This is a genomic window from Paenibacillus daejeonensis DSM 15491 (genome assembly GCF_000378385.1).
Lineage (GTDB): Bacteria > Bacillota > Bacilli > Paenibacillales > Paenibacillaceae > Paenibacillus_D > Paenibacillus_D daejeonensis.
The window spans coordinates 134,250-159,251 of sequence record NZ_KB899662.1; the positions used below are offsets into that span (position 1 = coordinate 134,250).

At 55.3% G+C, this 25,002-nt stretch carries 23 protein-coding genes; 3 read left to right on the forward strand and 20 right to left on the reverse strand.

The window, feature by feature from the left end:
- Positions 1-174 precede the first annotated feature (174 nt).
- The 4 genes from F556_RS0114040 to F556_RS0114055 form a co-directional block, all read right to left on the reverse strand.
- Positions 175-873, reverse strand: a complete 699-nt coding sequence (locus F556_RS0114040; protein WP_040716572.1) for a YcnI family protein — start codon at positions 871-873, stop codon at positions 175-177.
- Positions 874-991: 118 nt separating this feature from the next.
- Positions 992-1,705 (reverse strand): response regulator, encoded by a 714-nt coding sequence (locus tag F556_RS0114045; protein WP_020617604.1) that lies wholly within the window; start codon positions 1,703-1,705, stop codon positions 992-994.
- Complete coding sequence (locus F556_RS0114050) at positions 1,702-2,550, reverse strand: sensor histidine kinase (RefSeq protein WP_020617605.1); 849 nt, start codon at positions 2,548-2,550, stop codon at positions 1,702-1,704. Before F556_RS0114050 ends, F556_RS0114045 begins: the two co-directional genes overlap by 4 nt.
- 45 nt (positions 2,551-2,595) lie before the next feature.
- Positions 2,596-4,257, reverse strand: coding sequence for a copper resistance CopC/CopD family protein (locus F556_RS0114055; RefSeq protein WP_020617606.1), 1,662 nt, complete (start codon positions 4,255-4,257; stop codon positions 2,596-2,598).
- Between the two features lie 232 nt (positions 4,258-4,489).
- On the opposite strand from F556_RS0114055, the gene F556_RS0114060 reads away from it, so the two are divergent.
- Both F556_RS0114060 and F556_RS0114065 read left to right on the forward strand, forming a co-directional pair.
- Positions 4,490-6,715, forward strand: a complete 2,226-nt coding sequence (locus tag F556_RS0114060) for a ribonucleoside-diphosphate reductase subunit alpha (protein ID WP_020617607.1) — start codon at positions 4,490-4,492, stop codon at positions 6,713-6,715.
- 338 nt (positions 6,716-7,053) lie between these two features.
- Positions 7,054-8,091 carry a ribonucleotide-diphosphate reductase subunit beta gene (locus tag F556_RS0114065; RefSeq protein WP_020617608.1) on the forward strand — a complete coding sequence of 346 codons (1,038 nt, stop codon included), beginning with the start codon at positions 7,054-7,056 and terminating at the stop codon, positions 8,089-8,091.
- Between the two features lie 129 nt (positions 8,092-8,220).
- On the opposite strand, the gene F556_RS0114070 is transcribed toward F556_RS0114065, so the two are convergent.
- The 6 genes from F556_RS0114070 to pxpB form a co-directional block, all read right to left on the reverse strand.
- Entirely contained in the window at positions 8,221-9,033 is an 813-nt protein-coding gene (locus tag F556_RS0114070; RefSeq protein ID WP_020617609.1) for an AraC family transcriptional regulator, read from the reverse strand.
- Positions 9,017-9,940: a sugar phosphate isomerase/epimerase family protein gene (locus F556_RS0114075; protein WP_020617610.1), complete on the reverse strand. Its 924-nt coding sequence runs from the start codon at positions 9,938-9,940 to the stop codon at positions 9,017-9,019. Before F556_RS0114075 ends, F556_RS0114070 begins: the two co-directional genes overlap by 17 nt.
- A 21-nt stretch (positions 9,941-9,961) precedes the next feature.
- Positions 9,962-10,705 (reverse strand): phytanoyl-CoA dioxygenase family protein, encoded by a 744-nt coding sequence (locus F556_RS0114080; protein WP_020617611.1) that lies wholly within the window; start codon positions 10,703-10,705, stop codon positions 9,962-9,964.
- 112 nt (positions 10,706-10,817) lie between these two features.
- On the reverse strand, positions 10,818-12,941 hold the full coding sequence (locus tag F556_RS0114085) for a putative bifunctional diguanylate cyclase/phosphodiesterase (RefSeq protein WP_020617612.1): 2,124 nt from the start codon (positions 12,939-12,941) through the stop codon (positions 10,818-10,820).
- 89 nt (positions 12,942-13,030) lie between these two features.
- Entirely contained in the window at positions 13,031-14,053 is a 1,023-nt protein-coding gene (locus F556_RS0114090) for a 5-oxoprolinase subunit C family protein (protein ID WP_020617613.1), read from the reverse strand.
- The gene (gene pxpB / locus F556_RS34045) at positions 14,050-14,805 is read right to left on the reverse strand and encodes a 5-oxoprolinase subunit PxpB (protein WP_020617614.1); all 756 of its coding nucleotides are present in this window, start codon (positions 14,803-14,805) and stop codon (positions 14,050-14,052) included. The genes F556_RS0114090 and pxpB overlap by 4 nt, the downstream gene beginning before the upstream one ends.
- Before the next feature lie 178 nt (positions 14,806-14,983).
- Here pxpB and F556_RS0114100 point away from each other — a divergent pair, with 178 nt between their 5' ends.
- Complete coding sequence (locus F556_RS0114100) at positions 14,984-15,286, forward strand: hypothetical protein (RefSeq protein WP_020617615.1); 303 nt, start codon at positions 14,984-14,986, stop codon at positions 15,284-15,286.
- A 70-nt stretch (positions 15,287-15,356) separates the two neighbouring features.
- Here F556_RS0114100 and F556_RS0114105 read toward each other — a convergent pair whose 3' ends face one another.
- The 10 genes from F556_RS0114105 to F556_RS0114150 all read right to left on the reverse strand — a co-directional run bounded on the left by F556_RS0114105 (position 15,357) and on the right by F556_RS0114150 (position 25,000).
- On the reverse strand, positions 15,357-15,950 hold the full coding sequence (locus tag F556_RS0114105) for a hypothetical protein (RefSeq protein ID WP_020617616.1): 594 nt from the start codon (positions 15,948-15,950) through the stop codon (positions 15,357-15,359).
- 155 nt (positions 15,951-16,105) lie between these two features.
- A complete protein-coding gene (locus F556_RS0114110; RefSeq protein ID WP_020617617.1) occupies positions 16,106-16,900 on the reverse strand; it encodes a LutC/YkgG family protein in 795 nt (264 codons plus the stop codon).
- Complete coding sequence (locus F556_RS0114115) at positions 16,897-18,369, reverse strand: LutB/LldF family L-lactate oxidation iron-sulfur protein (protein ID WP_020617618.1); 1,473 nt, start codon at positions 18,367-18,369, stop codon at positions 16,897-16,899. The genes F556_RS0114110 and F556_RS0114115 overlap by 4 nt, the downstream gene beginning before the upstream one ends.
- Positions 18,366-19,097, reverse strand: a complete 732-nt coding sequence (locus tag F556_RS0114120) for a (Fe-S)-binding protein (RefSeq protein ID WP_020617619.1) — start codon at positions 19,095-19,097, stop codon at positions 18,366-18,368. The genes F556_RS0114115 and F556_RS0114120 overlap by 4 nt, the downstream gene beginning before the upstream one ends.
- Positions 19,098-19,195: 98 nt before the next feature.
- Entirely contained in the window at positions 19,196-19,906 is a 711-nt protein-coding gene (locus F556_RS0114125) for a FadR/GntR family transcriptional regulator (protein WP_020617620.1), read from the reverse strand.
- Positions 19,907-19,938: 32 nt separating this feature from the next.
- Positions 19,939-20,907, reverse strand: a complete 969-nt coding sequence (locus F556_RS0114130; RefSeq protein ID WP_020617621.1) for an aldolase catalytic domain-containing protein — start codon at positions 20,905-20,907, stop codon at positions 19,939-19,941.
- A 332-nt stretch (positions 20,908-21,239) separates the two neighbouring features.
- Positions 21,240-21,578, reverse strand: a complete 339-nt coding sequence (locus F556_RS0114135; protein ID WP_020617622.1) for a hypothetical protein — start codon at positions 21,576-21,578, stop codon at positions 21,240-21,242.
- Between the two features lie 104 nt (positions 21,579-21,682).
- Positions 21,683-22,729, reverse strand: coding sequence for an LLM class flavin-dependent oxidoreductase (locus tag F556_RS0114140; protein WP_020617623.1), 1,047 nt, complete (start codon positions 22,727-22,729; stop codon positions 21,683-21,685).
- Between the two features lie 736 nt (positions 22,730-23,465).
- On the reverse strand, positions 23,466-24,482 hold the full coding sequence (locus tag F556_RS0114145; protein ID WP_020617624.1) for a hypothetical protein: 1,017 nt from the start codon (positions 24,480-24,482) through the stop codon (positions 23,466-23,468).
- A 125-nt stretch (positions 24,483-24,607) separates the two neighbouring features.
- Positions 24,608-25,000 carry a DoxX family protein gene (locus tag F556_RS0114150; protein ID WP_020617625.1) on the reverse strand — a complete coding sequence of 131 codons (393 nt, stop codon included), beginning with the start codon at positions 24,998-25,000 and terminating at the stop codon, positions 24,608-24,610.
- Between the last annotated feature and the right edge of the window lie 2 nt (positions 25,001-25,002).

The window sequence follows — 25,002 nt, forward strand, 5'->3', positions numbered from 1 at the left end:
TTAATAGTTTAGTTTCACAAGGTGAAACGGCTGAGCCGTCCTTTGGCGGCGAGACAAGTTTTATTCCGGAGAATTATAAGCTGATCTATATGTGAAACATATAAATTCTTATAATTACAAAAAACCCACGATCAAAATCGTGGGCTTGTAGGGCTCGATGCTTATTGCGATGCCTTACGCTTTGCGGCCGCGCGTCAATACAATGAACAGCGCCAGGGCCGAGAGTACAACAGCTACAATGGCAATCCACAGCGTTGCTGTGCTCACACCGGAAGCTGCCGGTGCGGCGGCTTCATCGGTGGATGGGGCCTGAGCAGTGGGATCCTCTGAAGCTGGCTGACCAGCGTCCGTCGTTGCATCGCTGCCGCCATGACTGTGCCCATGACCATCGTCCTGTGCTTCACCCTCAATGACTGTAGTCAGAGAGGCTGGCATCGGAGAATCGGTGTTGGGGGCGCCAATCCACTCGGCAACACTGTCGTCAGCATAGGTCTGATAAGCACGCCAGACGAGCTCTGTCGCATCTTCTGCCACTCGGCCCTGCATCCGGAATTCCGTAAATTCGGTGTCGGCGAGGCCTTCGCCTTCAGCCCGCCAAGTCACACTGACGATCCGGTTATCTGTGCGCTCCAGCTCGGTAATCCAACCGGCCTTGGGCTCGGTACGGGTAATGTTGACGCCTTCGGGAACAGCTACCCGGACCTCAATCGTATGGGTATCTTTGGTCTCGCTCGGCACACGAACGGTGAATACCTCGAACGAGCCTTTGGCCACCTCGGCCGGACTTACAGTGACATGAGCACTGGCTACACTGGCCACGAGCATCACCAATAGTCCCAGCAGCACACTTAATCGCAATGTTTTACTTACCATATCTCTCCAACCACCCATTCTATAGTTATCATCTATTAAGAGTATAGTTTGTACAGCTAACCTGCACATGACTCGTTCGGGCTATACGAGGTGACAGCTTTGTGACCTCATGTACAGCTCATCGTGGACGGTTCATGAGCCCCTGTTCATAGGCATAACGGGTTAACTGCACGCGGTTGGCAAGATGGAGCTTCTGGAGAATATGCTTCAGATGATTCTTGACCGTATGCTCCGAGATCCCGAACGCCTCTGCCACCTCGCGGTTGGATTCGCCCTGGGCAACCCGCTCCAGCACCTCCTGCTCGCGTGGCGTAAGCGGTGTCGTCCCTTGATCTGCATGCGGTGGCGGATTTGTCGGTTGCGCCACAGGTGCCCCATCGCTCGAAGCAAACTCCTGCAGCAGACGAAAAGCCAATTCCTTGGACATGGGGGCCTCATCCACAGCGATGGCTCGGAGGTACTCCAGCCAGGAGGAAGGCATCAGATTTTTCAGCAAATAGCCTTGTGCCCCCCGCTTCAGCGCTTCGAAGAGGTGGGTAATATCGTCGGATACGGTGACCATGACAATTTTGACCTCCGGACTGTGGGACTTGATACGTCTTGTCGCCTCCAGTCCGCCCATCCCCGGCATACTGATATCCATCAGGATCATGTTCGGGACGAGCTGCTCATTCATCTCGATCGCCTCTTCGCCGCTGACGGCTTCTCCCACAATCCGGAAGAGGGGGTCGCCTTCGAGAATGCTCCGCATCCCTTCGCGACCATGGGGATGATCATCGACGAGCAAGACATCAACCTGACGCTCCCGTGCTTCTGTCACATCATCGGTCATTTGGACACGCTCCCTTTCCGTTCGATCTCCACCACTGTTCCCCCGTCAGCGTGAATATGCAGCTGCCATCCCATCGCCTCCGCCCGACTCTCCATCATCCGCAAGCCGTAACATCCGCTTGCCCTCCGCCTGGACTCAGGGAGTCCGATACCATTGTCACGAATCTGGCAGCTGAAGCCTTCGGCAGCCGTACTACCGAGACTTCGGCAGCGCACAGACGCGTGAGTTGCCCCTGCATGCTTCTGGACATTGAGCAACGCCTCCCGGATGATCGACAGCAGCTCCACCTTTTCCTTGGGCGAGAGAATGGCGTCGGAGAGCCGCCAGTCCAGCTCGATCTGGACGCCGCTGCCGCTCTGGATCTCGGCCGCCAGCGTCTTCACGGACTGGGTCCACGGCTGATCTGTAATGACTGGTGCCTCCTTAAGTGCAGCAAGCGATTGGCGCACATCCTCGTACACATGTCTGACCGTGCTGCGAATCTGACGCGTCTGCTCCTGGGTTTCTTCCTTGCTGTCCGAATGCTCCAGCTTATCCAGCTTAACAGACAACAGAAACAACGACTGCGAGATGCCGTCATGCAGCTCGCGGGCCAATTGCTCCCGTTCCTCCAGTGCCGCCTTCAGCGACTGTTCCCGCCGCAAGGTTTCTTGCGTAGCCTCCATCTTGGTGAATAGCGTCCGCAGCAGTGTCACTGTGATGGCAAACACAATAAACGGCGAGAGCAGATTGCCCAGCTCCATCGACAGATAAGGAAGCAGCACCGTGTGCCGGAGATACTCCCAGACCCCGATCGTCAGTGTCGGGATCCAGAGAATCAGCCATTTAATCTGTTTATAGGACATGCGGCACGCCTCCTTTGTTGCTGCATCAAGCTTAGACACACGTACTTAATAGTTGCGGAACCGCTCCTCATGCACCCGTTCGATATCATTCACATCACGGATACGAAGCTGGGCCAACCAGTTGCCGGCGAACGGAATATACCGTCCGGTGGCCTGGAAGGTAGCCTTGGTGAAGCCGGTAAAGGTGTCGACCTCCTCGTCATCATAAGGCTGAATCGGAATTTCGATCGCTCCCAGCTCCGGTTGATCCTCCGAGCGCAGGGTCAACGTGACGGATTTGGGTTCCCCCACCTCATCAGGCAGCCATACTTTGGTGATAATGTGATTGTCCGCACCCGGTACATTAGGTGTAATCCGAAGCGTAATATGCATTTCTTGTCCCATTAAATGCTCGGATACCGGCTCATTGGCAGGCAGCGGGCTAATGTAGGTGAAAATCCCGACGATCGCAATAATCAATGCCATGAGCACCGCATCCGCCTTGAGCAGCTGCCCTGCTGGCAGATTGCCGCGTTTGATCCGCAGCCGCAGCAGGAAGCCGACGATGACAACCAACAACACCAGACCCGTCTTGATTAGAAGCAGCGTACCCCAGGCTGTATAGAAGAGATATTCCATGCTCGGAATGAACAACAGGGTCGATAACACGCCGGTTACTGTAAGCACCAGGATTGAAATCCAGGCGGCCGTCGTAAAGGTCGCTGCAAAGCGACCCGCATCCTTGCGTTCCTCAAACCATAACGCCAGCAGCAAGAATAGCCCCCCTGCCCAGACTGCAGAAGCTGCGATATGAATGATATTCAGACCCAGTGAGTACACGAGCGGCTCATAGGCGGAGGCATGACCGCTCCAGCCCTCCAGACCCAGCGCCGCCAGCGCCCATATCGCCCGTGGCAGCCGGCCTGCCTTCAAGACCAGGAAGCCCAGTAGCGCAACCACGACAATTGCGGCCCATGTCAGGCCGATCTCTGTTCGTGTGAACAGCACCAACCAGTCCTCTGTGGGCTGCCCTTGCATGAGCTCCCGCGAATGAACGAATACATAGAGTAACGAACCGACCAGATAGGCCCGCATCAGCCACAATCCCCATGAGCGGAAGGCCCCAAGCACAACCTCGCTCTTATTACGCAGCATTGCGTGCCACAGCATCAAGCCCGCCGCGATCAACAAGGAGAGATAATACAATATTCTCGCGCCGTAGAGCGCCAGCTCCGCCGTTGTGAGCTGCGTCGCGACAGCATGTCCGGTATGCCCCAACTGCTCATGCAGATTAAACGAAGAGGCATCGCGCCCACCCGGGGGATCCCCGACGACGAAGATATACGAACCATTCACCGGATGACCATCAGCAGAGATTATATTAAAGGAGACGGTGTAGACCCCTTCGGAGAGTTCCGGCAGACCCAGCCGGATTGTGGTTCGGTCATCCGATACGCCCGCTCGTTCATCGGTTACCGGATTAGACTGCGAATCCAACACCCGTAGCGAGCCGACCTGGGCTTCGATTTGTTCATTGAACTGTATGGCCACCTCTGGCGGGCTCTCCTCCATTTGGGCCCCCGGCTCTGGCGTGAACGACTCTGCAGTTGCATGCGCGGCAGCCGTCTGCGGCTGGATCAGCCAGCCCGCCGACAGAACGGCGATGAGCACCAGAGCCAATATATATCGTTGCGCGCGGTAACGCGGCAGCCTTGCAGATGAATACAAGGGAACACTTCCTCTCTTTACCTTATCCAATGCTAGTTTACTAAATCTAGCATCAATATACCAACGTCAAAACATTGAACAAATCCACCGTATCAGGTACAATGAGAGCTTGTCGGGACTTCGCGTCCTTTCCTTGACAGCACTATATGTAGGGTGTAAATTTATCTAAGCAACAAGATCTTGTATATTCAGTTCTTTTTATTAGAACTTACATAAGGAGTGACACTAGCAATTGGATATTATTAAACGCAATGGCCAGAAGGAAGAGCTCATTTTCTCCAAGTTGAAAAAGGTCATCGATTTTGCATGCGTCGATTTTGAGGGCTGTGACCCGCTGGAGCTGGAGACTGCCTTGCTCCCTTACTTCCGCAACAACATCACGACCAAGGAAGTTCAACGCACCCTGATTCAGGTTGCTGTAGAAAAGACCAGCATTGAGCAGCCTAATTGGCAGTATGTCGCCGCCAAGCTGCTTGTATACGATCTGTACAAAGAATCGCAAATTAACCGCAAGTACGGCTACTTCGGCTATGGCGATTTCTATTCACTGTTGACGTACTTGACCGACAAGAAGCTCTATGGCACTTATATTCTTGAGCATTATACCCGCGAGGAAATTCAGGAGCTGGGCAACTACATTGAGCCAGAACGCGATTATCTCTTCAACTATATTGGTCTGAAGACGCTGGCTGACCGCTATCTGATCAAAGGCTACAACGGCGACATCCTGGAGCTGCCGCAGGAAATGTTCATGGGCGTTGCCATGCATCTGGCGATGAAAGAGCAGGACAAGCTCCACTGGGCCAAGAAATTCTATGACGTGCTGAGCCGCCTGCAAATGACTGTAGCCACGCCGACACTGGCAAATGCGCGCAAGCCGTTCCATCAGCTCTCCAGCTGCTTCATCGATACCGTGCCTGATAACCTGTGGGGCATTTACAATGTCGATTCCAGCTTTGCACAAGTCTCCAAATTTGGCGGCGGCATGGGTATCTACATCGGTAAAGTCCGCAGCCGCGGCTCCAACATCCGGGGCTACAAAGGCGTGGCCGGCGGCGTCGTGCCGTGGATTAAAAACTACAATAATACAGCTATCGCCGTCGATCAGCTCGGCGTCCGTTCCGGCGCTGTAGCGATTTACCTGGACGTGTGGCACAAGGATATCTTTGACTTCCTGAACCTCAAGACCAACAACGGTGACGACCGCATGAAGGCACATGATATCTTCCCTGGCGTCTGTATTCCGGACCTGTTCATGCGCAAAGTAGAGAACCGCGAGTCGTGGTACCTGTTTGATCCGCTTGAGGTGCGTGAGTACATGGGCTGGTCGCTCGAGGACTCCTATGGCGAAGAGTGGGAAGCGCGCTACGAGGCTTGTGTGAACCATGAGTCGCTGAGCCGTGAGGAAGTACCGGCAATTGAAATTATGAAGAAAATTTTGACGAGCTCCTTCGAGACAGGTACGCCGTTTGTCTTCTACCGTGATACCGTCAACCGGGCCAACCCGAACAAGCACAAAGGGATCGTCTACTGCTCCAATCTGTGCACCGAGATCTGCCAGAACATGAGCCCGACCGAGTTCATCCAGACCACACACGAGGACGGAATCATTACGACCAAAATCAAGAGCGGCGATTATGTCGTATGCAACCTCTCCTCCCTCAACCTGGGGCGCACGCGCACCAAGCAAGAGATCGAGGAAGTCGTCACCTGCCAGATGCGGATGATGGACAATGTCATCGATTTGAACCACTATCCGATCCCGCAAGCGGAAATCACTAACAAGAAGTACCGCGCGGTCGGCCTTGGTACAAGCGGCTATCACCAGTGGCTGGCATTGAACAGTATCGCTTGGGAAAGTGACGAGCATCTGGAACGGGCAGACGAGCTGTACGAATGGATTAACTATTATGCCATCAAGGCTTCGATGAATATTGCCAAGGAAAAAGGGGCGTATCCCGTATTCGAGGGCAGCGAATGGCACACCGGCGTTTACTTCGAGCAGCGCGGCTATGAGAGTGCGGAGTGGCAGGAGCTGAAGGCTCAGGTTGCCGAGCATGGCGTCCGGAACGCCTGGATGTTCGCCATCGCGCCTACGGCTTCGACCTCGCTAATCGCGGGTTCAACGGCAGGCATCGACCCGATCTTCAACAAATTCTTTGTCGAAGAGAAGAAAAATGCAGTCATCCCGCAAACCGCGCCGAATCTGAACGAGGATACCTTCTGGTTCTACAAGGAAGCGCACCATATCGATCAGCACTGGAGCATCAAAGCCGCCGGCAAGCGCCAGCGCCATATCGACCAAGCGCAATCCTTCAACTTGTATATAACGCCGAACTACTCGGCCAAGGAATTCCTGGATCTCTACATGGCGGCCTGGAAAAACGGACTCAAAACCGTCTACTACGTCCGTAACAAGAGTCTGGAAGTTGAAGACTGCGAAAGCTGCAGCTCCTAAGCCTTTGCAAGCTGAGTAACGCGTCATGGTGGCCGCTGCAGCTTATCTCTAACGGCCACCATGGCGCTTATCTTGCGAAATATACGTAGGCCACTTGTCTAACGGCCACCAGCGCAGCTATTTCCTCGTAAACGCGTCATAACCAACCCTAATTACGAGAATAACTGCGCTCACGTCCGTTAGAATCTCAAAAGCACGATTCGAGGCACAATAGCTGCCGTGGTGGCCGTTACAAATTGAAAACAAAGCACACGCTTCCGAAGTGAGTTTTCCTTCGGAAAACTAAGCACATGCTTCCGAAGTGAGTTTTCCTTCGGAAAACTAAAAACAGGATTAACATGGAACTGCAGCCCAAGAAGCTGTTCAATGAGGACGGCGATCGCGACTGGGGCAAGCGCCGGATCATTGGAGGCAACACCACCAACCTGATTGAGCTTAATAACGTAAAATACGACTGGGCCACCAAGATGTACCGGACGATGATGAACAACTTCTGGATTCCTGAGGAGATTCCTCTGGCCCAGGACGCCAAAGACTATAAGAATTTGTCGCTCTCCGAGCGCAACAGCTACGATAAAATCATCAGCTTCCTGATCTTTCTGGATTCCCTGCAGACTGCTAACCTGCCCAACATTAACGAGTATATTACTGCCCCTGAGGTCAATCTGACCCTGACGGTTCAAACGTTCCAGGAAGCGGTGCACAGCCAGAGCTACTCGTACATTCTGGACAGTGTCTGCTCGGCTGAGGTGAGGGACCAAATCTACAACCTGTGGCGGGAAGATAAAAACCTGCTCAAACGCAACCGGTTCATCACGGATCTGTATGAGAATTTCATCGCCAACCCGTCTTCGCAAAATCTCGTCAAGACGATCATGGCCAACTATATTCTCGAAGGCATCTACTTCTACAGTGGCTTCAGCTTCTTCTATGCGCTTGGACGCCAGGGCAAAATGCTCGGCACTGTCTCCGAGATCAAGTACATCCAGCGGGATGAGCTGACGCATCTGGCTTTGTTCCAGGGCATCTTCCGTGAGGTCCGCAAGGAAAACCCAGAGCTATTCACGCCAGTTTTCGTTGAAGAACTGCGCCACATGATGAAGACTGCCGTCGAGCATGAAATTGAATGGGGTCAATACATCACCAACAACCAGATTGCCGGTCTTACGAACGATATCATTGACCAATATATCAAGTTCCTCTCCAACGAACGTCTGCGCAAGCTGGGCCTGGAGATTCTGTATCCTGAAGTGGTCGAGCATCCGATGCGCTGGGTTGAGAGCTTCAGTAACATGAACGGCATGAAAACCGACTTCTTCGAGCAGAAGGTCACGAACTACAGCAAGTCCTCCAATCTCAACTGGGGCGATCTGTAGAACCGTAGAACCGTCCTTAGCGATACACAATATAATGAGAATCAACAAAAAAAGCCTATGCGGACCCGCATAGGCTTTTTTCTTTTCCAGATGTTTGTGGATATGGCCCCACTCAATAGACATGCACGTTCATAATTCAGGCGGCTCCCAGGACTGCCTCCTGATCTGGGTAGGCTGCAGGCCAGTCTGTTGCTTGACAAGCCTTGCAAAGTGAAACGAGGTCTTGAAGCCGCAACGGTACGCAATTTCTGTTATCGTCAGTCCCGTGAAACGCAGCATTTCCACAGCCCGCAGCACGCGGTACTGCCAGACATATTTGATCGGTGTCGTGCCTTCGAATTTCTTGAACAGCCGGACGAGATGCTCCGTCGACACGCCGGCCCGGTCCGCTAGCGATTCAAGGGTAATCTCTTCATCGAAATGCCCATGAATCCAATCCTTGGCGCTGCGCATGGACGGGTGCAGCGCTACGTCCTCTGTACTTCCGTGCATATCCGCATACAGCTGAATTGCGGCATGCCCCATGCTGCGCATGATCGCACTGCTCTCCGCATGCTTGGTCCGAAGGGCAAGGACAAGGTCCGTAAGCCGGTTCAGTTCCTCCGTCAAGGGCACACAGAACGGCAATCCGCCAAGCAGATCCAGCAGCTCTGGCTCAGGAGCGTCCAGATGGATGGCCACCCAACGATGCCACGTCTCCTGCTTGTCTGCGAAGTGGAACTGCTCCTGATGCCCCGGCAGCAGAATGACCGCGTGACCGGGCTGTACGGTGTGGCTAGTCTGATCAATCGTCACGGTCATGGCTCCGGTGTGCAGTAGCACGAGCTGCACATCCTGCTGAATTCTCGGTCCGAACGCCCCGCCAGGCGGATAGACGATCGAGCCTGCCGTGGTCGTGGCAACCCTATCATAGGGTAGAACGGTTTCAGTTCCCGTCTTCATGGCCCGTTCCCTTGTCAGCTTCCGTTACTGCTTGTCCCCACTCCTGCTCTGCTAGCTGCTTGAACAGCAGCGCCTGCTGCCAGCGGTCGGAGATTTCTACGGCTTCACCGCCCGGAGTCATCGTGGTTATGGCATAATAGCCGGGCGGTCCCAGCTCGGTTACGAAGGGCAGGATCTGCCCCGCCGCTGCACCTGCCAGCCAGCGAGACATCCCCTTGCGCCACCATCTGGTGAAATGCGGAACCATAGGATGATCGCCCTCCGGGCCAATATCTACCTGAACCTGCTCACCATTGGAGATGCGAGCATGAATACCTGCCGTTCGATCCAATAGGGCCTCGAAGTGCTGTTCAGCGGCAGCAGATGTACCATTCATCTCTCCTGCCACGACATAGTGAGACAAGTCGATGATGAGTTTTAACTGGGGCACCTGTCTTACATAATTCACAGTCCGAATCAAGTCTTGCGTCACCGTGCCACGATGCGTTTCGACGAAGGTCGGCATCCGCTCCCCTTCTGCGGTACGCAGCAGGGCGTCCAACAGCCGCTCTGCCTCATGATCGACAACGAAGGCATCCATGACCTGGAGGTTCATGTACTGCACCCTTCCAAACGAACTCGCCGCCTGCAGTGCCTCCTTCAGACTGCGAGGCGATGTAGGAAAGGCAATTCCGCTGAAGGACAGGCCATAACGATCCAGCAGCGTGTGCCAGAGGTCTTGCTCTGCGGGGGCAGGGATCACAGCAGATATGCCCTGATAGCCCGCTTCGGCCACCTTTTCGAACTTCTGCTCCATCGTCCATTCCTTGCCGCCTTCGCCCAGCCCTCCCATCGCCCACCATGACTGTTCGATGGAGAGCCGCGGCGGTCCGGGCTTGCCGGATTGAATGCTGTTCCAGTCGCTCATAGCTCCTCCTCTTTGTATGCTTTAGTCCAGCGGATACTTCTCACGCAGATCCTCGCGGAAGGTGACGTTGGCATCTTCCCGGATGTAATGACATACATAGGAGCGGCGCCAACGGTCTTTGCTGCGGTTGCGGTTGGACGAGTGGATGAGCAGCTCATGAAAGAACAGGATATCGCCTTTCTCCATGATGACCGGGATCTGCTTGGTCGTATCGACACCTTCTGTCTCTTCCGTCCATGGCTCATGCTCATCATGATTTCTTACTGCACCATGCGACAACAGCCCAAGCTTGTGCGTACCGGGCATGACCCACAGACAGCCGTTCTCCTCGTCAACTTTTTCTTCCAGCGCGATCCACGCGGCAATCATCGTCATGGGATCGTTTTTGATGTAGTAATAATCCTGATGAGATGCCTGCCCCGGCGAACCGGGCTCTTTGTAGAAGTACATGCTTTGCACGCATACCGCCTTCTGTCCCATCAGCTGCGCCAGTCCGTCACGCACCAGCGGCAGCTTCATCATCTGCCTTGAGAAGCTGTCATGCTTGTGCGGATTAAACAAGCGGAGTGTATACTTTTTGGTCGCGTCACATGCTGCCCATTGCGGCATCGGGTCCTGGTTGCGAACATCGTAAATATGTCCATTAAATGCATTAATCAGATCGTCACTGCAGCCCTTCTTGATTAGAACATACCCGTTTTCTTGAAAAAATATCCGTTGCTCCTCGGTTAGCGGACTGGCTTTTGCCGTTTTTGCCTGTACCATAGGTGAGGCTCCCCCTTCATTGGTAAGCGTTATTTCTTAGCTTAAGCATACGCTATCCAAATTGCCTCGACCATGGCTGAACCTTGCACATTTGTGTCTGTGAATGTCATTTTCAAGCCCCAACCTCTTCAGGCAACCGCAGCCAATCCTCCACCTCCCCCGGCAGGATCGGTTTGGCAAAGTAGTAGCCTTGCGCCTCCTGGCACTGCTGCTCCTTGAGAAAGTTCAACTGATCGCTGTTCTCCACTCCCTCAGCCGTTACTCTCAGATTCAAATGCCGGGCCATCAAGGCAATCGTAGTTACAATCGCCGCATCACTGCTATCCACTGTAAGATCGGTAACGAAGGAGCGGTCGATCTTGAGCTTGTCGATGGGGAATTTTTTGAGATAGAGCAGCGAGCTGTACCCGGTGCCGAAGTCATCAATGCTGATCTTGACGCCAAGCGCCTTCAGCTCGGTTAATGTCCCGATTGCATAATCGACATCGGAGGTCATACTCTCGGTAATTTCCAGCTCCAGATATTGCGGCTCCAGGCCCGTTTCCGCCAGGATGCTCTGAACGCGCGCTACGAGATCGGTCTGGGCGAACTGCCTCATGGATAAATTCACGGATACGGTGATCGGCGAAAAGCCTTGTTCCTGCCACCGCTTGTTCTGCCTGCATGCCTCATGCAGCACCCATTCCCCGATCTGGAGAATGAGGCCGTTCTCCTCGGCAATCGGGATGAATGCTACGGGAGAGAGCAGCCCACGGTGTGGATGCTGCCAGCGAATCAGCGCCTCCACGCCTACGGTACGTGAGCTCATCAGGTCCAATTGGGGCTGGTACAACAGGAAGAACTGTCCTTGCTCCAGAGCCCGGCGCATATCATTCTCCAGCGACAGCCGTTCGTCGGCTGTGCTATTCATCCCTGGGGTAAACAGCCGATATTCATTGCGCAGCGTTTTGGCGCTGTACATGGCAATATCTGCGTTTTTGATCAAGTCATCAACGTTGTCTGCCTCGTCCGGATAGAAGGATACGCCTACACTGACGGTGATATGATATTCGCTATGCTCCATCGGAATCGGTGCGGTAAACGACTGAATGATCCGCTTTGCTGTCGCTTCCGCCTCTTCTCTTGCAGCCAGATCGGTGAGCAGAATGGTGAATTCGTCACCGCCCATGCGAAACACATGCTCCCGATTATCCACGACCGCAAGCAGCCGTTCGGTCACTGAGCGGAGGATGCGGTCGCCTACCGTATGGCCCAGGGAATCATTGATCGTCTTGAAGCGATCGACATCCAGCAGCAGAACCGCCATAATGGAACCATTCTCATGTGCACGGGTCAGCTCCCGGCTCAGTCGCTCCGACAGCAGGCGACGATTAGGCAGTCCAGTCAGTTCATCATGGTACGCCAAATAATTGATACGCTCCTCCGAGAACTTGCGCTGGCGATAAGGCTCCTCAATCGATACCTGATAAATTCCCTTGATTAAATAACAGTATCCAATCAACTTGTACACATGCCCTGCCACCATATAATAGTCTGTCGCCGTAGATGCAAAAGCGAACGCCGTCGTGGCTGCCGCCAGCCACGTCAATGCTTGAACAATCGTCAGGAGCGGTTGGGGACGCTCGGCTCGATTACGGTACATAATGGTAAAGGCGGTCATGCACAGCCCTGAAAAAACAATCGTCACCGCCACCGTGCGCATGCCCAGCAACCAGGCCCCGCTTAGCAGATGCTCTCCCCATTGCACGATCCCCCCGTGCAGGAAGGCGATAATCAGTAAACCCAGCACCGCTGAAAACACAAGCACCGGCAGCCGCCGCTTGGCAGGCATCACGCGGTCGGGCATCCGAAATATCGCAAACATGCCGACCACGCTGATAACCTGTACGGCTGCTGAATACACAAGACTGGAGGACGTATCCCCGATGCCCATGTAATAAGGCATGGCTTCATGCGTCCAGATGTGCATGAACTCCAACATGCCGACAACCAGGTACAGCGCCGCCAGATACAAACGATGCGCGGTGAGCGTATGCAGAAAAAAAAGACTGCCCAGCATCAGCATGGCAAAGCAGATGCCGTAATTAATAAACTCAATGCCGGTATGTATGAGAAGGTACGTCTGTACCTCGAAGTCCGTATAGATCCAGCCTCGCAGCGCCAACACCAGCGCAAAGCTGAGAACCGCCGCAATTGCCGTCCATATGGTCTTCTTCTCCGCCCTGTTGATGGACATGATTTCCTCCTATAAATGCGAAACCTATCATGCTTTTGAATCAAGGTGAAACGGCTGCGCCAGGCGTACAGGCTGTTGCACGGTTCATTCTAAGGTAGCCGACCCTGCAATCCGACCGCAGCATGCCGGATGGACAGCTCCGCAAGCCGGTCCAGCTCCTGCGCTTCAGCCAGCGTAACGGGCTGAAAGCGGATATAGTCACCCGGCTTAGCCTGCGCCAGCAGCGGCAGATCGCTTGATGCAACATGCGCGATGCACGGATAGCCTCCGGTCGTCTGACAGTCTGCCGTCAGCACGATCGGCTGGCCGCCCGGCGGCACCTGCACGACGCCGGGCGCAACCCCGTGCGAGCGCAGCTCCGCACGGGTCTCGCGTTCCAGCATGGGGCCGCTTAGCCGGCACCCCATGCGGTCCGAAGCGGGAGCCACCCGGTACGGCTCCCGGTACAACACTGAGCGGGCAGCTTCGCTGAACTGCCCGCTCTCCCGCCCCGGCATCGCGCGCAGCACGATGCCGCCGGGCGCATCGCCGCCGCCGTAGGCTGCCGGCGGCACCCACCAGGGCGGGGCGGCCCAGCTGCGCCCCGCCGTGCGGGCTTGCGCGGCAAGCGCAGCCGCCCACGCGCTCGCCCAGGGCGAGCCCGCGACACCGCCGCAGGGCAAGGTGTCGCCGGAGGCAAGGGCGCGGCCGGCGATGCCGCCGATGGCCGCGCGCACATCGGTACCGCGGCCGCCCAGCGCCGGCGGTACGGTAATGCCGCCGGCTACCGCCAGGTAGCCGCGGCAGCCAATGGTCGCGCGGCCGAGGCGCAGCCGGGCTCCGCGGGCCAGCCAGAGCGGCCGCCAGGTCGGCACCTCTTCGCCGTCCACCTGCGGCGACATATAGGCGCCGCAGACAGCGACCAGCACCGCTTCCTCGGCTATGAACTCAGCTCCGGTAAGCGTCATCTCCAGTCCGGCCGCTCCCTCGCTATTACCAGTGAGCAGATTGGCGATCCGCAGCGCATACGCGTCCATCGCCCCGCCAGCTGACAGACCCGTGTGACGCAGGCCCGGCCGTCCAAGATCCTGCACGGTCGTGAATAATCCCGGTGCAACGATTCGCAAGGTCATGCCTTATCGCCTCCTTCTGCCGGAGGAAGCGGAGGCGCAGTCGCAACGAAGCGAACACGGTCGCCCGCTCGCAGCAGCACTGGCTCCGCACGTCCCGGCTCAAATAGCTGCAGCGGTGTGCGCCCGATAATCTGCCAGCCTCCGGGTACTGCTAGCGGATAAATGCCGGTGTGCTCGCCGGCAATGCCTACCGACCCGGCAGGGACGCTGGCTCTCGGCATGCTCTTACGAGGCTGGGCGAGCTCACCCGGAAGCCCCGTCAGGTAAGGAAAACCTGGCATAAAGCCGATCATTGCCACCACATGCTCCGCTTCCTGGTGCATGCGGACGAAGCGTTCCGGGTCCATGCCCGCTCTTTCGCTGGCTTCCTCCAGATCCGGTCCATACCTGCCGCCATACCAGACCGGGACTTCGATCACCCGGGCCGCCTCCTGGCTCTGCTCCCTCCCGGTCCTCGTAAACAGCGCTTGCAAAGCTTCACACACCAATTCGAAGGGCGTACCCTTGCGCCCCTTCTGCATCGCCTCGCGCCGCACCTGCACCGCATCGTAGAATACCGTCACCCGGTCATACGCGGGGACGGTATCGATGAGCCAGGCCGGCCGGAGTTCATGGAGCCTGGCGGCCATCGCCGCGCCTTGGCTTGTTATGGTATCGTTGGAAGCACTTACGGTTACAGCTCGGTCACCCAGCGGTTCAATCCTTAACTTATATGTATAGGGGGATTCCTGACTTGTATTCACATGTTTCATGCTGTTCCTCTCCTCTGAACCAAAAGCATTCATTCTTATATTGAAGCAAAGCAGTATCGCTTGTCCAGCATTTCTTCCCTCTGCTAGCAATTCCAACCTATTCAAATTTGACAAATCGACGCGTCCTCTATATTGTTTGGTGAAGGTAACGAACACAGGAAGGAAAGGAGAGCTGTGAGTGGAGCAGTTTGAATTAGCGGAGATTCAGATGACATCGCAGTCGGACAAGCATCAGCTGATGTTTGCTTCTGCGCAGCTCGTCGTTGTGACCGAGATGGGCTCAAGGCTATGGTATGTAGATGTTAACGGCATTGCGGACGAGGCCTTGCTGCAGTATTACTATACCGCCGAGGACATCCAAATTGAGCTGGAGCTGATTACGGCAGGTGGGAAACGTGTGAACGGCAGCGGCTTTTTCCATGCGAATCCCAAGCACCAGGCAGCCGCGATTCGTGGCGATGGGGAATTAAGCGGTCTATAAGTGATCATCCATAGGCGTAACAAAGCCTCCATCCCAACGCCACAAGCGGGGTGGAGGCTTCTTCATGGATTCAGGTATGGAGACAATACTGAAGAAGTGCTCTCATTTCCAAAAACTGCAGCTGCTCCAATGCTTCACGGGCACGCTCATCCTCCTGCCGCTCGTACTGCAGTCGCTCGACAGCATCAACGAACGGGTAGGGGTTCCAGGCGTCGGCGTCCCGCAGCTGCTGCAGTGCACTTCTTACCTCCCCTTGCGGCAGATCCTCCACTTGCACTTGCTCCCGCAGCCAACGGCTTGCTTCCTGGTGCAGCTCTGTCATTGCCGGATGGCCAGCTGCCTGTCTCATCCAGTACTTGGCATTGCTGAAATCGCCCTCCATCCGGTGCATGATGCCATGCCAATAGCTGCCCGTCGGATGATGCATATCCTGTGATAACGTATGCGAGCGGTCCAGGCTGTCATTCCATAGATGCAGGCCAGATTGGATGGCGAGCACCTTATCGGCATTGCCTGTCTGCGCATTTGTATCATGAATCCGAAGCTCGGCAATCTGCTTGTCGAGCTCCTCATCCCAGATCCGTCTTGGCTGCAGGGACTGTAGCGGCCTTCTCTCCTCAAGCAGCACCATAATCGATTCGATTTTTGTAGGTTGTTCTGTCATATGTATCTCCCTCCCGAATATTATCCCGATAATCATTCCGTGCCTATTGTACCATTACCCTACACGGTCTGTCGTGTCACAGGTTACCCTTTTCTTCTATAAAAAAAGGCCATCTCCTCGGTCATTTCACCGAGAAAACAGCCTTCAGCATCGTATTATTTTATAATCACCGCATGCACCTTGCCAGGGCCGTGAATACCAATCGTCAGGTCATTCTCGATATCGGCACTCCGACTCGGACCTGTGATCAGATTCAGCGATGCTGGCATGTCAGCAGCATCAGGATACTGCCGCTTGAAGTGCTCGAAGGCCTCGCCAATTCGCATGACCAGCTGATCCGCATGGAATACCGCCAGCAGCGCATCCGTCAGCAGACTCACGGAGCGTCCCTTGCCGCCGCTGCTGAAGAGCGCCAGCGAGCTGGTCGAGGAGACGGCGTAATCCGGCCATACGATGCCAAGGCGGCAGGTCTCTGCAGCCCGTAGCAGCCGTTCACGCTGCTGCCATAATCCCGTCTCGCCGCTAGGCGACAGACCCGGATCGATGGCGTCCGCCCCATCTTCGCGCCATGGAACAATCTCAATTCCCGCCGCCCGTACTGGCTCGTCGAAGCCAAGCGCAATTAACTGCTCATGCTCCCAACGCGTAATGCGGGTGATGCCATGCTCCTCGCAAATCTGCCGGATATAAGCAGCCACCGCCGCAGGTGCCTCTGCTTCTTCAACAATCAGCACTTTGCCGCTGAGCGCCGTCCAGTTGGCCATGAATTGCTCGATATGCTCTTCACGCGTCATGGTACGCTCCCGATAGAAGTCCGGCACCCCCTTGAAGGGGCGCTCAGGCGGGGTCTGACTTGGCGTACGGCGGCCCAGCCGCGAGGCAATATTGTTCATAAAGGCATCCCGTCCGGTCATAGTACCGTGCGCCCGTTTGTCTGATGAACCGCTCATGCCTTGCCCCCCTCCTTTCGCTTGCGTGCCAGTTCCTGCTGCAGCGCGCCCCATTTGTCGCGGAACGACTGCTTGGGCAGCATCGGCATGAATCGGGACTGGGTCCAGCCGGAGAGTGGCGGCGGTCCCGACTTGATCATGCCTTCCCGAACCAGCGGCTTCTGCATATAGTAGGCCGACTTGGTAGCCAGCTTGTAGAGCGTAATATTGCCAAATATCGTCTGATACGATTTGAAGGCCACCCGCTCCGGCAGCGCAGTCAGCTTCATCTTGACCTTGCGGTGCCGCAGATGAACGAGCATATCATGCAGCGGAATCTTCACGGGACAAGCCTCGTAGCAGGCACCACACAGACTGGAGGCGTATGCCAGAGTACCCGCTTCCTTCATATCCTGCTGCAGGAGAGGCGTCAATACGGCCCCGATCGGTCCGCTGTAGACTGAACCGTACGTATGACCGCCGACATGGCGATATACCGGACAGACATTCAGACAAGCCGCGCAGCGAATGCAATTGAGAACCTCCTGGAAGATCGGGTCGCCGAGCTGCTCCGATCGGCCATTGTCGAGAATAATGACATGCAATTCTTCCGGGCCGTCCAGATCGCCGCTTGCCTTGGGACCGGTCAGAATGGAGGTATAGGTAGTCAGCTTTTGGCCTGTGGCGCTACGTGCCAGCAGGTTCAGCACCACCTCCAGATCTTCGAATGTCGGCACCAGCCGCTCCATCCCCATCACAACGACATGTACCTTGGGTAGTGTGGATACCATACGGCCATTGCCTTCATTGGAGACAAGGGTAATCGACCCCGACTCCGCAACGCCGAAGTTGCAGCCCGTAAGTCCGATGTCCGCCTCCAGGAAATAGTTGCGCAGCTTCTTACGTGCGTATTCTGCCAGCACCTTGGTCTCCGGCTCGAAGTGCTCGCCCGAGGCATCGGTGAACAGCTTGGCAATCTGCTGCTTGTTCTTGTGGATCGCCGGAATGATCAGATGCGAGGGCGTCTCACGAGCCAATTGCAGAATGTACTCTCCCAAATCGGTCTCAATGGCATCGATCCCCTTTTTCTCCAGCTCCTGATTGAGATGGATCTCCTCTGACACCATGGATTTTCCCTTGGCAACCAGCTTCGCCTTATTCCGCTCGGCAATATCCATGAATGTCCGTACCGCATCCTTGCCCTCCTTGGCAAAATAGACATGACCTCCGCCCTTCACCACATTGTCGGCAAACTGGCCCAGGTAGTAGTCCAGGTTGTCGATGGTATGCGAACGAATGGCTTTGCCGCGCTCCCGCCAGGCCTCCCAATCGCCGAAGGTGTCCATCGCCTGCAGGCGACCACTTTTCAACTTGTCCGTCGTAAATGCAACGGCCTTGCGCAGAAATTCATCGGAGAGCGCATGTCGGGTCCGCGACTTGAGTCCCGTGCCAATCCGCTCGTCTACCGCTGTATTGCCGTGTCCGCTCATCGCTTCGTTCTCCCTTCCTCCAGCAGCTGGGCCAGATGCATCACACGCACTGGCTTGCCTTCTTTATTAAGCCTGCCTCCGATATTCATCAGACAGCCCATGTCTGTTCCAACCAGCACCTCTGCCCCGGTCTGGCACACATTGCCCGCTTTCTCGCACACCATGGCCTCCGACATATCCGCCATCTTGATGGCGAAGGTTCCGCCAAAGCCGCAGCAATCTTCGCGCTTGGGCAGCTCGACATAAGACATATCCGCCACGGAGGACAGCAGCTTCATCGGCTCCTCCTTGACGCCCAGCAGACGCATGGCGTGGCAAGAAGGATGATACGTCACCTTATGCGGGAAGGAAGCCCCCAGATCGCTCACGCCGAGCACGCCAACCAGGAATTGCGAGAATTCGTACATCTTGCCGACCAGCGCCTCCGCCTTGGCTGCCCATTCCGGCTCATCACGGAACAGGTACGGGTAGAAATGATGAACCATGCCCGTGCAGGAACCGGACGGCGAAACCACATAATCGCTATGCTCAAATGCCCGAATCAGCTGTCGCGAGACCTCCCTGGCTTCATCCTGATAACCACTGTTGAAGGCCGGCTGCCCGCAGCAGGTCTGCGCCTCCGGGAAATCTACCTCACAGCCGTAGTCGGTTAGAATCCGGGCAACGCTTTCAACAACCTCCGGATACAGATTATCGGCCAGACATGTGATGAATAACGATACTTTCATGAGTTTGCACCTCTGCGCTCAGATTGAAAACGATATGTTATCAGGTTATCAGACATCTGACAAAAAGAAAAGGGGGAAGCCACAATTTTCTTGTGTCTTCACCCTTTAATGTAGGCGCGCAGCACTTGCTCGACATGGTCGAGATGGGTGCGCATCGCTTGCTCCGCTCCCTGTGCGTCCCGCTTGGCGACTGCATTGTAGATCGCCTGATGCTCGTCCCATAGTCGATGCGATACCTCGGCGTTGCTGTAGAGCTGCAACCGCCGCGTCTCGCGGATCGCGGTCTCCATCTGTGAAGAGATGGAGTCCAGCAGCCGCACCATGATGCTGTTATGTGTCGCTTCCGCGAGCAGCTTGTGGAATCGGATATCTGCAGCTTCGCCCTCGGCTTCATCGCCCAGATGAGCCTTCATGCTGGATAGCAGCTCCTCGAACGCTCGCAGATCCGCTTCCGTATGCTTGACGGCCGCAATGGCACTGTTAGCAATCTCCAGCGCCTTGCGCGCCTCCAGCAGCTCCAGGACAGACTCTCGACCCGGGAGCAGCAAGCCCGGGAGCTCCAGCTCCTGTGGCGTCAGCTCCCGGACGAAGCAGCCTTCGCCCTGACGGATCTCGATGAGTCCCTTGGCCTTGAGTGCGCTCAAGGCCTCGCGCATCGTCGAGCGGCCGACCTGGAACTGCTCGGAGAGCTCTTTGGTTGAGGGCAGCTTGTCACCGCTGCGCCAGCCGCCCTGCTCGATACGCTCCTGCAGCCGGTCAGCGATTTGCTCGTAGATTTTTTGCGTTTTGATTCTGGCGAATTCTTGCATGGCTCGTTCCTCCGTGAGGATGGATCCGCCGATTACGCCTGTCCTGGCGATACCTCCGGCGTTGTCAGCTTATCGTAGAAGTCAACGACCTTGTCCTTGTCTTCTGAGCCGCGCAGCGCCATCGCCGAACGCGGATGCTCGTCGAACATACCGGTAATCATGTAAGGGATAATGTAGCCCCATTCTTCTTTTTCGCGCAATGGCAGCATGTATTGCTCGATCATGTCCAGTACCGGACGGACATTATATCTCGGGTTCTTCAGATGGGCGACTAGCAGCTCCGTTGGGCAGTTGCCGGCAGCGCGACCCATGCCATAGACGGAAGCATCCAGCAGTTCTACGCCCTTATCGACGGATACGAGCGTGTTGGCAAATGCCAGCTGCATGTTGTTGTGCGTGTGCACACCCAAGCGTTTTTTCGGCAGATATTTCTTGAACTTCTCCACCAGCAGGTTGAAGTCGCTTGGCGCCAGACTGCCATACGAATCGACAATGTAGACCACGTCTACGACGCTGTCATTGATCTGCTCGAACGCTTCGAGCAGCTGATGCTCCATGACATTGGACAGTGCCATAATGTTCAGCGTCGTCTCATAACCACGGTCGTGGAACAATTGAACAAGCTCGAGCGCCTTGTCCACGTCTTGAATGTAGGTGGCGACACGGATCAAGTCCAGCAGACTTTCTTCGCGCGGCAAAATGTCACTCTCGTCTACACGGCCGATATCAACCAGCGCGGACAGCTTGGTATCCAGCTTCTGCGGGATGACTTTGCGCAGGAAATCGTCGTCCAGGAAACGCCATGGACCCGCTGCGTCAGCACCCTTCAATAGCTTTGGTGAGTTTTTGTAGCCAATCTCCATATATTCCACACCAGCCTCGTTCAGGCTGTTGTACAGATGCTGAACAAATTCGATGCTGAAGTCCCAGTTGTTGACAAGCCCGCCGTCACGGATCGTGCAGTCGACGATTTTGTAGTTAGTTGCTGCTTTTGCATTCATCGCTTCGTTGCCCCTTTACCTATAAAAATTTCATCATTCTTTTCATCATACTGTAAAGTGGGCGCGAACGCAAAGAGAAGTTGCCCGCCAGACCCCTACAAAATCTCCCCACAAAGTGAAGTCTTTTCTTCGAAGCTTAGCCAGATACTTTGCGGGGGCCCCGAAAACTTATAAATTCTTTCTAAGAACAAAATCATCCTGCGGATGATTCTAAGAGACTCATCCCCTTGCTCTAACGACCGACAAGCGGGTTGCCGAGCAAATAGAGGAACAAAGGTGCGTTACAGCGACCGACCAGCGGGTTGCCAGTCAAATAGAGGAACAAAGATGCGTTACAGCGACCGATCAGCGGGTTGCCAGATCAAATAGAGGAACAAAGGTGCGTTACAGCGGCCGACCAGTGGGTTGCCAGTCAAATAGAGGAACAAAGGTGCGTTACAGCGACCGACCAGCAGGTTGCCAGTCAAATAGAGGAACAAAGGTGCGTTACAGCGACCGACCAGCGGGTTGCCAGTCAAATAGAGGAACAAAGGTGCGTTACAGCGACCGACCAGCGGGTTGCCAGACAAATAGAGGAACAAAGGTGCGTTACAGCGGCCGACCAGCGGGTTGCCGAGCAAATAGAGGAACAAAGGTGCGTTACAGCGGCCGATCAATTGGTTGGCGGACACATCTTATCCACAACATACAAAAATCATAGTTTCCTATCTAACAAAAAATCCGCGCCGCAGCCCGGTAGAGGCTGTGGCGCGGATCGGCAACCGTGGATCGCTTATTATGAATTGTCCTTGGCCAGCATCTCGCGCACCCGCGGTGCCACCTCGGTACCTAGCAGCTCGATCGCACGCAGGACTTGCTCATGCGGCATCGTACCTAGCGGCATATGGATCAGGAAGCGCGTTACGCCGACATTGCGGTGCAGGTCGACGATCTTGGACGCCACTGTCTCAGGATTCCCAACATACAGCGCGCCTTCTCTGCTGCGGGCCGCATCGTACGCTTCACGTGTATACGGAGGCCATCCCCGCTCCCGGCCAATCTGGTTCATGACCGCCTGCGTCGACGGGAAGAACCGCTCAACCGCCTCCTCGTTCGTATCTGCGAGGAAGCCGTGGGAGTGGGAAGCAACTGACAGCGACGCCGGATCATGTCCCGCACGCTCGGCTGCCCGCTTGTACAGCTTCACGAGCGGTGCAAATTGGGCCGGTTGGCCGCCGATAATTGCCAATGCCAGTGGCAGACCCAGCTGTCCAGCGCGCACGACGGACTCTGGCGTGCCGCCTGAGGCGATCCAGACCGGCAGCGGGCTTTGGACCGGACGCGGATAGACGCCAAGGTTATGGATGGCTGGCCGGTGCTTGCTGCCGGGCCAGGTCACCTTCTCCGATTCGCGAAGCCGCAGCAGCAGCTCCAGCTTTTCCTCGAACAGTTCATGATAGTCATTCAGATCATAACCGAACAACGGAAACGACTCGATGAACGAACCGCGGCCCGCCATAATCTCCGCCCGTCCCTCCGACAGACCGTCGACAGTCGCAAACGCCTGGAACACGCGCACCGGATCGTCCGAGGAGAGCACCGTTACCGCGCTGCTGAGCCGGATCCGCTTCGTCCGAGTAGCGGCAGCCGCTAATACAAGCGCAGGGTTGGAGGCTGCATAATCCTCCCGGTGATGCTCACCTACCGCATACACATCCAGTCCCACTTGATCTGCCAGGACAATCTCCTCAACAACCTCCCTCAGCCGCTGGGCGTGACTCATGACCTCGCCCGTCTGCGGATCAGGTGACGTTTCTACAAAAGTGCTAATACCGATCTCCACTGAAGTTCCCCCTTACACTTACTTTGATTAAGTAGCTATACTCTGTGTATCATTATACAGATTATGAGGAAGGTTTGCCAAGTCTGTGTCGATCAACTGTGAGTTAAAGTATCAACCACATAAACCACGCTACCGGAACTTACGAGAGCGTCGATTAATTAGCTGGCTCCAAGGGAGAATGTGCTAACGGCCACCAGAGCGCTTAATCGTAAAGAAAATGGACGGTTGCAAAGCTAACGGCCACAGACGCACTTATTTGCTCTAAAACTAGACATTTCGGCTGAAAACGCGTCAATAACTGCGCTCCTGTCCGTTAGAATTGCAAATGGCATGTTTAAGGCCTAATAGGTGCTGTGGTGTCCGTTACAGCAAAAAATGAATCCTGAGTGATGCGCGATAACCGATACAGTATATTAATCGACCCTCTCGTGGCAATCGTTAGGAAGAGGCGGAACACCTCACAGATGCAGCTTCATCCCTTACATAACCAGCATGTCCCGCCAACGCAACCGTGATGCGCCCCGACACAGTAAAAAGGACGGTCTACTGACCACCCATCCTTCTACTATACCTACTAACCTATCCCACCGACCGAGACTAGCTTACAAACGTTACAGCCACCAGTTGGCGGGATGGGCAGCCCAGCTCACATACGCAAAAACTTAACGTAAAACAGCGTCGCCGTCAAAAGACGGCGACGCTAGGTTCACTCTGTTACATTGCAGCTGTCACTACATTAAGAAATCTCAGCCTGCTGAGCCATCAGGTTGTCGAACTCCTTCTCCAGGTTGTCCCGGTACGACTTCACCTCGGGTACCTCGGTCGGTTCCTCGAAGGTGCCTGTGAAGATCTGGCCTTCCGTTTCCACCAGCACATCCAGAAAGCCCTGTACGAGCTGCCCGGTTACGCTGTCGGGATGTTCAGACGCGGTCGCTTCATAGCTGGCTTTGGCTTCAGCGGTGACCTGCATCGTCTCAAAATCATAGTTTGGCGTGTTGTTAAGACCATACATATATTTGGGCAAGTAATCGTTCAAATAGATGTCCCGCACTTCATCGGCCTCAGGGCTGCCAGCGTAGAGCTTCAGATAGTCCTCAGCCGTCAATAAGCGGCGGGCCAGCTCATCCCAGCCGACAATCAGTCCGCCGTCGCTTGCGGAGATTTCGTCCGATTCCATGGCCTTCAGGTTGATGTACGCCACCAGGTCATAGCTGAGTGTATCTTCATATGCCTGAAACGCGCCATAGTCCACAATCGGGAAAAATGACCCCTCGGTGGTAATGAATGTATAGTTGCCTTTCAGCTTGCTGAGAATGAGTTCGCGCACGGTCTCATCAGGCACCTCTGACACATTGTCCTCGGTAACCGGCAGCTGAACATTAATCAGCACGGGCTGGAGATCCTGACTGAAAAACTGTTCCTGGGAGTAACTTAAATCCTGTTCATAGAAAGCAAACACATCCCGAACCATGGCATCTGCCTGCTCTTGCTCGGCCTCAGACAGACGCGCGTCGAGGAAGGCGATTAGTTCGGCAGCCTCCGTGGCCTCCTCTTTCAGCGCTTCCCACTCCTGGGCGAGCTTCTCCTCCGGCGTCTCCTCATCAACCGGATCTTCCGGCGGCTGCTCGACAACGCCTGGATCTTCGCCGCCTACCGGATCCGTCGTTTCTCCGGCGTCATTGCAGCCCGCAATCGCCACCGAAGCGGCTAGCAGACCGGTCAACATCAGCTTGGACCATCGCCATGGCATCATCCGTTCTCAGCTCCTCTCCCGCAAAGGCTTCTCTGCATTATTTACCCTTTAGACGGTTTGAATAACGCCAAAGTTGCAAATGGGGAGGCCAGGCGTAGTGAGCAACACAAAATCAGTGCGAGTTATTAAGCCGCCTTGCGGGACCCGAACCGGCTGTCCAAAGCAGCCATCCGGCTGCCGGCTACAAGCAAGTGAGCCGCCATAATCCCCAGCGCCAGGTGCAGTTCATTGCCGGAGAATCCGCCACCCCAGGACACGGTGAACGTCGCGACGATCAAAATAATAATAAAGGCAATGCTCAGCACGCGCGTGCCCAATCCCAGAATCATGCTAATACCGCCCAGCAGCTCGACCAGAGCAACCACATAGGCCATAAAGCCCGGGATACCCAGGCTCTCAAAAAAGCCGACTGTACCATCAATACCACCTTGGAACTTTTGCAATCCATGCATAAAAAAGATAAATCCCAAACCAATTCGTACAATTAAACTACCCATTTCTACATTGGAAGCTTTCATTC

What these genes read in the sequence shown, in the direction of transcription:
- F556_RS0114145 (WP_020617624.1), bottom strand. Translation starts at nt 24,482, where the DNA reads ATGATGCCATGGCGATGGTCCAAGCTGATGTTGACCGGTCTGCTAGCC.
- pxpB (WP_020617614.1), bottom strand. Translation starts at nt 14,805, where the DNA reads ATGAAACATGTGAATACAAGTCAGGAATCCCCCTATACATATAAGTTA.
- F556_RS0114090 (WP_020617613.1), bottom strand. Translation starts at nt 14,053, where the DNA reads ATGACCTTGCGAATCGTTGCACCGGGATTATTCACGACCGTGCAGGAT.
- F556_RS0114075 (WP_020617610.1), bottom strand. Translation starts at nt 9,940, where the DNA reads ATGAGCGACTGGAACAGCATTCAATCCGGCAAGCCCGGACCGCCGCGG.
- F556_RS0114125 (WP_020617620.1), bottom strand. Translation starts at nt 19,906, where the DNA reads ATGCAAGAATTCGCCAGAATCAAAACGCAAAAAATCTACGAGCAAATC.
- F556_RS0114065 (WP_020617608.1), top strand. Translation starts at nt 7,054, where the DNA reads ATGGAACTGCAGCCCAAGAAGCTGTTCAATGAGGACGGCGATCGCGAC.
- F556_RS0114050 (WP_020617605.1), bottom strand. Translation starts at nt 2,550, where the DNA reads ATGTCCTATAAACAGATTAAATGGCTGATTCTCTGGATCCCGACACTG.
- F556_RS0114130 (WP_020617621.1), bottom strand. Translation starts at nt 20,907, where the DNA reads ATGAATGCAAAAGCAGCAACTAACTACAAAATCGTCGACTGCACGATC.
- F556_RS0114120 (WP_020617619.1), bottom strand. Translation starts at nt 19,097, where the DNA reads ATGAAAGTATCGTTATTCATCACATGTCTGGCCGATAATCTGTATCCG.
- F556_RS0114110 (WP_020617617.1), bottom strand. Translation starts at nt 16,900, where the DNA reads ATGAGCGGTTCATCAGACAAACGGGCGCACGGTACTATGACCGGACGG.
- F556_RS0114070 (WP_020617609.1), bottom strand. Translation starts at nt 9,033, where the DNA reads ATGAAGACGGGAACTGAAACCGTTCTACCCTATGATAGGGTTGCCACG.
- F556_RS0114150 (WP_020617625.1), bottom strand. Translation starts at nt 25,000, where the DNA reads ATGAAAGCTTCCAATGTAGAAATGGGTAGTTTAATTGTACGAATTGGT.
- F556_RS0114040 (WP_040716572.1), bottom strand. Translation starts at nt 873, where the DNA reads ATGGTAAGTAAAACATTGCGATTAAGTGTGCTGCTGGGACTATTGGTG.
- F556_RS0114115 (WP_020617618.1), bottom strand. Translation starts at nt 18,369, where the DNA reads ATGAGCGGACACGGCAATACAGCGGTAGACGAGCGGATTGGCACGGGA.
- F556_RS0114105 (WP_020617616.1), bottom strand. Translation starts at nt 15,950, where the DNA reads ATGACAGAACAACCTACAAAAATCGAATCGATTATGGTGCTGCTTGAG.
- F556_RS0114080 (WP_020617611.1), bottom strand. Translation starts at nt 10,705, where the DNA reads ATGGTACAGGCAAAAACGGCAAAAGCCAGTCCGCTAACCGAGGAGCAA.
- F556_RS0114045 (WP_020617604.1), bottom strand. Translation starts at nt 1,705, where the DNA reads ATGACCGATGATGTGACAGAAGCACGGGAGCGTCAGGTTGATGTCTTG.
- F556_RS0114085 (WP_020617612.1), bottom strand. Translation starts at nt 12,941, where the DNA reads ATGTCCATCAACAGGGCGGAGAAGAAGACCATATGGACGGCAATTGCG.